General features: G+C 38.5%; 4 protein-coding genes and 1 pseudogene. 3 read left to right on the top strand and 2 right to left on the bottom strand.

Annotation, left to right across the window (positions count from 1 at the left end):
• Positions 1-561: sigma-54 factor interaction domain-containing protein (locus tag ACIQ32_RS10950; protein ID WP_396195730.1), on the bottom strand; the 561-nt coding region annotated here is incomplete at its 3' end.
• A gap of 72 nt (positions 562-633) precedes the next feature.
• Positions 634-2085 carry a tRNA (N6-isopentenyl adenosine(37)-C2)-methylthiotransferase MiaB gene (miaB, locus tag ACIQ32_RS10945; RefSeq protein ID WP_396195729.1) on the bottom strand — a complete coding sequence of 484 codons (1452 nt, stop codon included), beginning with the start codon at positions 2083-2085 and terminating at the stop codon, positions 634-636.
• A gap of 334 nt (positions 2086-2419) precedes the next feature.
• On the opposite strand from miaB, the gene topA reads away from it, so the two are divergent.
• From topA to ACIQ32_RS10930, 3 genes and pseudogenes are all read left to right on the top strand, one after another.
• Positions 2420-4936 (top strand): type I DNA topoisomerase, encoded by a 2517-nt coding sequence (gene topA / locus ACIQ32_RS10940; RefSeq protein ID WP_396195728.1) that lies wholly within the window; start codon positions 2420-2422, stop codon positions 4934-4936.
• A gap of 3 nt (positions 4937-4939) precedes the next feature.
• A complete protein-coding gene (locus ACIQ32_RS10935) occupies positions 4940-6091 on the top strand; it encodes a formimidoylglutamase (protein ID WP_396195726.1) in 1152 nt (383 codons plus the stop codon).
• A 260-nt stretch (positions 6092-6351) separates the two neighbouring features.
• Positions 6352-6582 (top strand): annotated as a pseudogene (locus ACIQ32_RS10930) (gliding motility lipoprotein GldK); the annotation flags it as partial.

Here is a 6582-nt window from a genome sequence, read left to right as displayed (position 1 = left end):
TCTATCGCGCAACGGTGGTAAAGGAATGTCAACGGTACTCAATCGATAATATAAATCCTCACGGAATTTGCCTTTTTCAATCGCGTCAAACATATTCACATTAGTAGCCGCTACTATTCGAACATTGGTTTTTTGTACTTGCGAGGAACCGACTTTAATGAATTCCCCATTTTCCAAAACACGTAACAAACGAACTTGAGTCGTCAGCGGCAATTCGCCCACTTCGTCCAAGAAAATGGTTCCGCCGTCGGCTACTTCAAAATAACCTTCCCGGGTATTGGTTGCGCCGGTAAAAGCACCTTTTTCATGTCCGAATAATTCACTGTCAATGGTTCCTTCCGGAATGGCACCACAGTTTACCGCGATGTATTTACCGTGTTTTCTGTGGGATAAGGAGTGAATAATTCTTGGAATACTTTCTTTACCAACACCACTTTCACCTACCACCAATACCGAAATATCAGTAGGAGCAACCTGAATCGCTTTTTCTATGGCGCGGTTCAGTTTCGGGTCATTCCCAATAATCTCAAAGCGTTGTTTTATGTTTTGAACGGATTCCATATTTTTTGTTTCAGGTTTCAAGTTTCAGGTTTTAAGTTAGTTTGAAACTTGAAACCTGAAACTGGAAACAATTTAATTTTGCATTTCAGAATACCCAACCGCTTCTCCTATTAAGGTTGCCGTGGTACAATCGCTTACTTTAACCATAACGAAATCGCCTACTTTGTAATCGCCTTTCGGGAAAACAGTCACTACATTTTCTGAGTTTCTCCCACTCCAGTGCTTATCGGATTTCTTTGATTCTTTTTCAATTAAAATTTCTACGGTTTGACCTAAGAAGCGTCTGGTTCTCTTTTCGCTTAATATTTGTTGTAAGTCTACAATCTCTTGCAAACGTCTTTTCTTGACTTCTTCAGGAACATCATCTTCCATTTTACGAGCGGCTAAAGTGCCTGGTCTTTCTGAATAGGCAAACATATAACCGAAGTCATATTCTACATATTCCATTAAACTCAAAGTGTCTTGATGGTCTTCTTCGGTTTCAGTTGGAAAACCGGATATCATATCCTGTGAAATCGAGCAATCCGGTATAATTTTTTTGATTTTATCCACCAATTCCATGTATTCTTCACGCGTATGTTGGCGGTTCATTTCTTTTAAGATTCGGGTACTTCCGCTTTGTACCGGCAAGTGAATGTAGTTGCATACATTATCGTATTTGGCAATCACATGTAACACTTCTTCGTGCATATCCTGCGGATTCGAAGTCGAAAAACGAAAACGCATTTTTGGGAATGCAATGGCGCATTGTTCTAACAATTGGGCAAAATCAGTGGCTGTCGCTTTTTGCATTTCAGTCGCTTTGTCAAAATCTTTTTTCAAACCGCCGCCATACCAAAGGTAACTGTCCACATTTTGACCTAACAAGCAAACTTCTTTAAAACCTCTGTCCCACAAATCTTGGATTTCGGCCATAATGCTTTGCGGTTCTCTACTGCGTTCACGACCACGAGTAAATGGTACTACACAAAACGTACACATATTGTCGCAACCACGTGTAATCGAGACAAAAGCATTTACGCCGTTGCTGTTTAGACGCACCGGAGAAACATCGCCATATGTTTCGTCTTTGGAAAGAATCACGTTTATCGCGTCGCGACCTTCTTCCACTTCTTTCAATAAGTTGGGTAAGTCTTTATAAGCGTCAGGGCCAACCACCATGTCCACGATTTTCTCTTCTTCTAAGAACTGACTTTTCAATCGCTCGGCCATACAGCCCAAAACGCCTACTTTCATGCCCGGATTAATGCTGCGTTTTACAGCATTGTACTTTTCCAAACGCTTGCGGACGGTTTGTTCTGCCTTGTCGCGGATAGAGCAAGTATTGACCAAAACCAAATCGGCTTCCTCTAATTTTTGGGTAGTATTGTAGCCTTGCTCGGTTAAAATAGACGCTACAATTTCGCTGTCCGAAAAATTCATCGCACAACCGTAGCTTTCTATAAAGAGTTTCTTGCTGTTGCCTTCTTTGTGTTCTAAAACCAAGCTGGTGCCTTGTTTTTTCTCGTCAATTTCCTTTTCCATAAAATGATTTTCGCTTAATCGGACAGCAAAGATAATACTAAATTCGTAAATCTGACAAGATGGCAGAGGTGGTTTAACAAAAGTTTTTGAGCGAATGCTTTGGGAGTGTTTGGAATCCGTGTTCCCGCGGCTTGTCTCGTCATTAAAGACGAGATCGGGGCTAATGAGTTGTTGTCTTTTGTGTTGGGAATGGTTGTTTGAAAATTATGCTTCTAATGGACATAATATATTAAGGTATAAATCTAACTTTTTGGAGTCAATCACCGTTAAAAAGTAACACTAAATCGGTATTTTAAAAAAAACGTTTACTTTTGTCCGCACAAACAATCGGGATATGGCAAAGAATTTAGTTATCGTGGAGTCGCCGGCGAAGGCCAAAACAATCGAAAAATTTCTGGGTAGTGATTACCAGGTAGAGTCAAGCTATGGGCACATAGCCGACTTGCCATCCAAAGAAATTGGAGTAGATGTTGAAAATGGTTTTAAACCCAAATACGAAGTCTCTTCTGATAAAAAAGCCTTGGTTACTAAATTGAAAGGACTAGCCAAAAACGCCGAAATGGTTTGGTTGGCTTCCGATGAGGACCGCGAAGGAGAAGCCATTTCTTGGCACTTGGCGGAAGAATTAAAGTTAGACAAAAGCAAAACCAAAAGAATTGTTTTCCACGAAATTACCAAAACCGCTATTCAAAAAGCGATTGAAAACCCACGCAGCATTGATTATAACTTAGTTAACGCCCAACAAGCCCGAAGAGTTTTAGACCGATTGGTGGGTTACGAATTGTCACCGGTTTTATGGAAAAAGGTTAAAGGTGGTTTGTCTGCCGGTCGTGTACAATCAGTATCGGTTAGATTAATTGTGGAACGAGAAAGAGAAATCCAAGAGTTCAGAGCGGTTGCGTCTTATTCGGTTACTGCCGAATTCACCAATGAAGCCGGAAAAGTGGTGAAAGCCAAATTGCCGAAAAACTTCGCCACCAAAAAAGAAGCAGAAGACTTTTTGCAAAAAAATATCGGTTCTACTTATAAGGTAGCCGATTTAGAAACCAAACCCACCAAAAAATCACCGGCTGCGCCTTTTACAACATCAACCTTACAACAGGAAGCGGCTCGTAAATTATATTTGCCCGTAGGCATCACCATGCAAATTGCACAACGTTTGTACGAAGCCGGATTGATCACTTATATGAGAACGGATAGTGTAAATCTTTCTCAAGAAGCACAAGCCGCTGCTCAAGCCGAAATTACCAGTTACTACGGCAAGGAGTTTAGCAAACCAAGAAATTTCAACACCAAATCAAAAGGCGCCCAAGAAGCACACGAAGCTATCCGTCCAACGGATATGTCGCGTCATACGGTGAATGTTGAAAGAGACCAAGCCCGTTTATACGAATTGATTTGGAAAAGAACTTTGGCTTCTCAAATGGCTGATGCCGAATTGGAAAGAACCAATGTCAAGATAGAAGCAAACAATCACTCGGAAGTTTTCCAAGCTACCGGAGAAGTAATCAAGTTTGAAGGCTTTCTGAAAGTCTATTTAGAAGGTAATGACGATGACGATGAGGAGCAAGAAGGGATGTTACCGGCATTGAAAGTTAATGAGAAATTGACTAACAATAATATCACTGCCACGGAAAGATATACTCGTCCGGCTTCAAGATATACCGAAGCTTCTTTAGTGAAGAAGTTGGAAGAATTAGGCATTGGTCGTCCATCAACCTATGCGCCAACCATTTCTACCATTATCAATAGAAACTATGTAGAAAAAGGAAACTTGGAAGGCATAGAAAGAAAATACGTTCAGTTGACGTTGAAAGACAGTAAAGTGGACGAAAAAGTTTTAAAAGAAAACACCGGTTCCGACAAAGGGAAATTGGTGCCAACAGATATCGGAACGATTGTAAATGACTTTTTGGTAAAGAACTTTGAGGCTATTTTGGATTATAATTTCACCGCCAAAGTGGAGCAGGATTTTGACGAAATCGCCGAGGGTAATATCGATTGGGCGAAAATGATGCAAGATTTCTACAATAAGTTCCATCCGAATGTAATTGAAGTGGAGAAAAATGCTGATCGTGAAAGTGGCGAAAGAATTTTGGGAACAGATCCAAAATCAGGCAAACCGGTTTCGGTTCGTTTAGGGAAATTCGGGCCAATGGCTCAAATTGGAGATGCTGAAGATGAAGACAAACAATTTGCCAGCTTACGTCAAGATCAAAATATCGGGAACATTACGCTGGAAGAAGCCTTAAATCTGTTTTTATTGCCTAAGAATCTTGGGGTTTATAAAGGAGAAGAAGTTGAGGTTAGCAATGGTCGTTTCGGACCGTATGTTCGTTTCGGGAAGCAATTTATTTCGTTGCCGAAAGGAGAAGATCCTTTGGATGTAACTATGGAACGTGCTCAGGAGCTGATTAATGAAAAAGCCAAAGCTGATGCGCCGATTGCAGTTTACCAAGGAATGGATGTTCAAAAAGGCGTTGGTCGATTCGGTCCTTTCTTAAAATGGAACGGTATTTTTATCAATGTCAATAAAAAATACAATTTTGATAACTTATCGCAATCTGATATTGCTGAATTGATTGAAGAGAAGTTGCAAAAAGATATCGATAAAGTCATCCACAATTGGAAAGAGGAAGGCATAGTGGTAGAAAAAGCCCGTTGGGGAAAATCGGTTATCACTAAAGGCAAAATCAAAATCGAATTGAATAAAGATATTGATGCTTCGAAATTGACTTTGGAGCAAGTGCAAGATATGATTGCTAAAAAAACACCGGAGAAGAAGACAGCAGCAAAAAAAGCAACCACCAAAAAAACTACCGCAAAAAAAACTACTACCAAAAAAAAGTAAGCCATGGAATTTGATTTTCTTTCACCGGTTGATAATGATATTATACAATATATAAAAGGACTGTCGTCACAGCATTTGGGCAGTAAAGTGGCTTTTCATACTGATAAAGATTTCCCTGATTTAGATCAAATCAAGGTTGCAGTAATAGGTGTTTTAGAAAATAGAGGTAATTCGAAGTCTTTTGACGAAGTAAATTTGAATGCCATTCGAAAAGAATTGTATAGTTTGTATCCCGGTAATTGGCAAAGTTCTATAGCTGACTTGGGAGATATTTTTCCGGGGAATTCTCAGGAGGATACTTATTTCGCTTTACAGAAAGTGGCTGCTAAACTCATTCGTAAAGGAGTAATCCCTATAGTTATTGGCGGCACTCAAGATTTGACTTATCCATTATATAGGGCTTATGATAGCTTAGAGCAGATGGTTAATTTGGTTGCTATTGACAGTAAGTTTGATTTTGGAAGGCAAGAAGACGGAATAACTTCTACCTCATACTTATCAAAGATTGTGTTAGATGAACCAAACAACTTATTTAACTATTGCAATATCGGATTTCAAACGTATTATAATTCTCAGGAAGAAATTGATTTAATAGAAAAATTGTATTTTGATGCCTATCGTTTAGGGGAAATTTCCAACAATATTGCGCTTTCAGAACCTGTTTTCAGAGATGCCGATATTGTTTGTGTCGATTTAACTGCTGTGAAGTCGTCGGATTCAGGAAATTTGGTTAACTTTATTCCGAATGGTTTCAATGGTAAAGAAATTTGCAGCTTAACTCGTTATGCCGGAATAAGTGATAAAGTAACTTCATTTGGAGTTTTCAATCACAATAATAGCAAAGAAGAAGCGGTGCTTATTGCACAACTGATTTGGTATTTTATGGAAGGGGTTAATTTTCGTTCCAATGAGTATCCTTTCGGAACTAAAGACAACTACCTGAAATATATTGTTCCATTAGAAAATGAAGAGTTGGTTTTTTATAAAAGTAACAAAACAGACCGATGGTGGATTGAAATTAATTTTTTCGAAGGGCAACACAATAAATTGAAAAAAAATACGTTATTACCCTGTTCGCATGAAGAATATTTATTAGCATGCAACCACGAAATACCGGAAAGATGGTGGAAGGCGCAGAGAAAAAATTGCTTGTAAAGATTAAAAATGGCAAAACAATTATATTTAATGTAATACTATGATTACAAAAATCATCAAATGATGTGTTTTATCAGTTAAAAAGTGCATTTTATCGATAATTTGTTTTTTTATTCATTTTTAATATTCTATTTTTGGAATGTGAAAGTGTAGATGTAAAATTGCAAGGGTAAAATTTAATATTATTTAATTGCTTTTTTGAAAAATAATAAATAGGTTTACGCCCTTAAAAATAAAATATTCAAATAACCCCAATTTATATGAAGAAAGTCATTGCATTCGCATCAGTTTTAGCTTTATTAACGGGCTGTGGACGATCAAACGACAAAGGTGAGTTAGTAGGAGTTAAAGGAAAGAAATGGCGTCCTGAGAAGCCATTTGGTATGACTTTAATTCCGGGCGGTGCCTACATTATGGGTAAATCGGATGATGATTTAGCAAATGTGCAAGATGCGCCAACCAAAACAGTTACTGTTAGAGCGTTTTATATG

Origin of the sequence: Flavobacterium sp. (assembly GCF_044373165.1) — a bacterium.
GTDB lineage: Bacteria > Bacteroidota > Bacteroidia > Flavobacteriales > Flavobacteriaceae > Flavobacterium.
The sequence above is the reverse complement of the archived record's forward strand: the minus strand, read 5'-3'. Positions and strand labels throughout refer to the sequence as shown.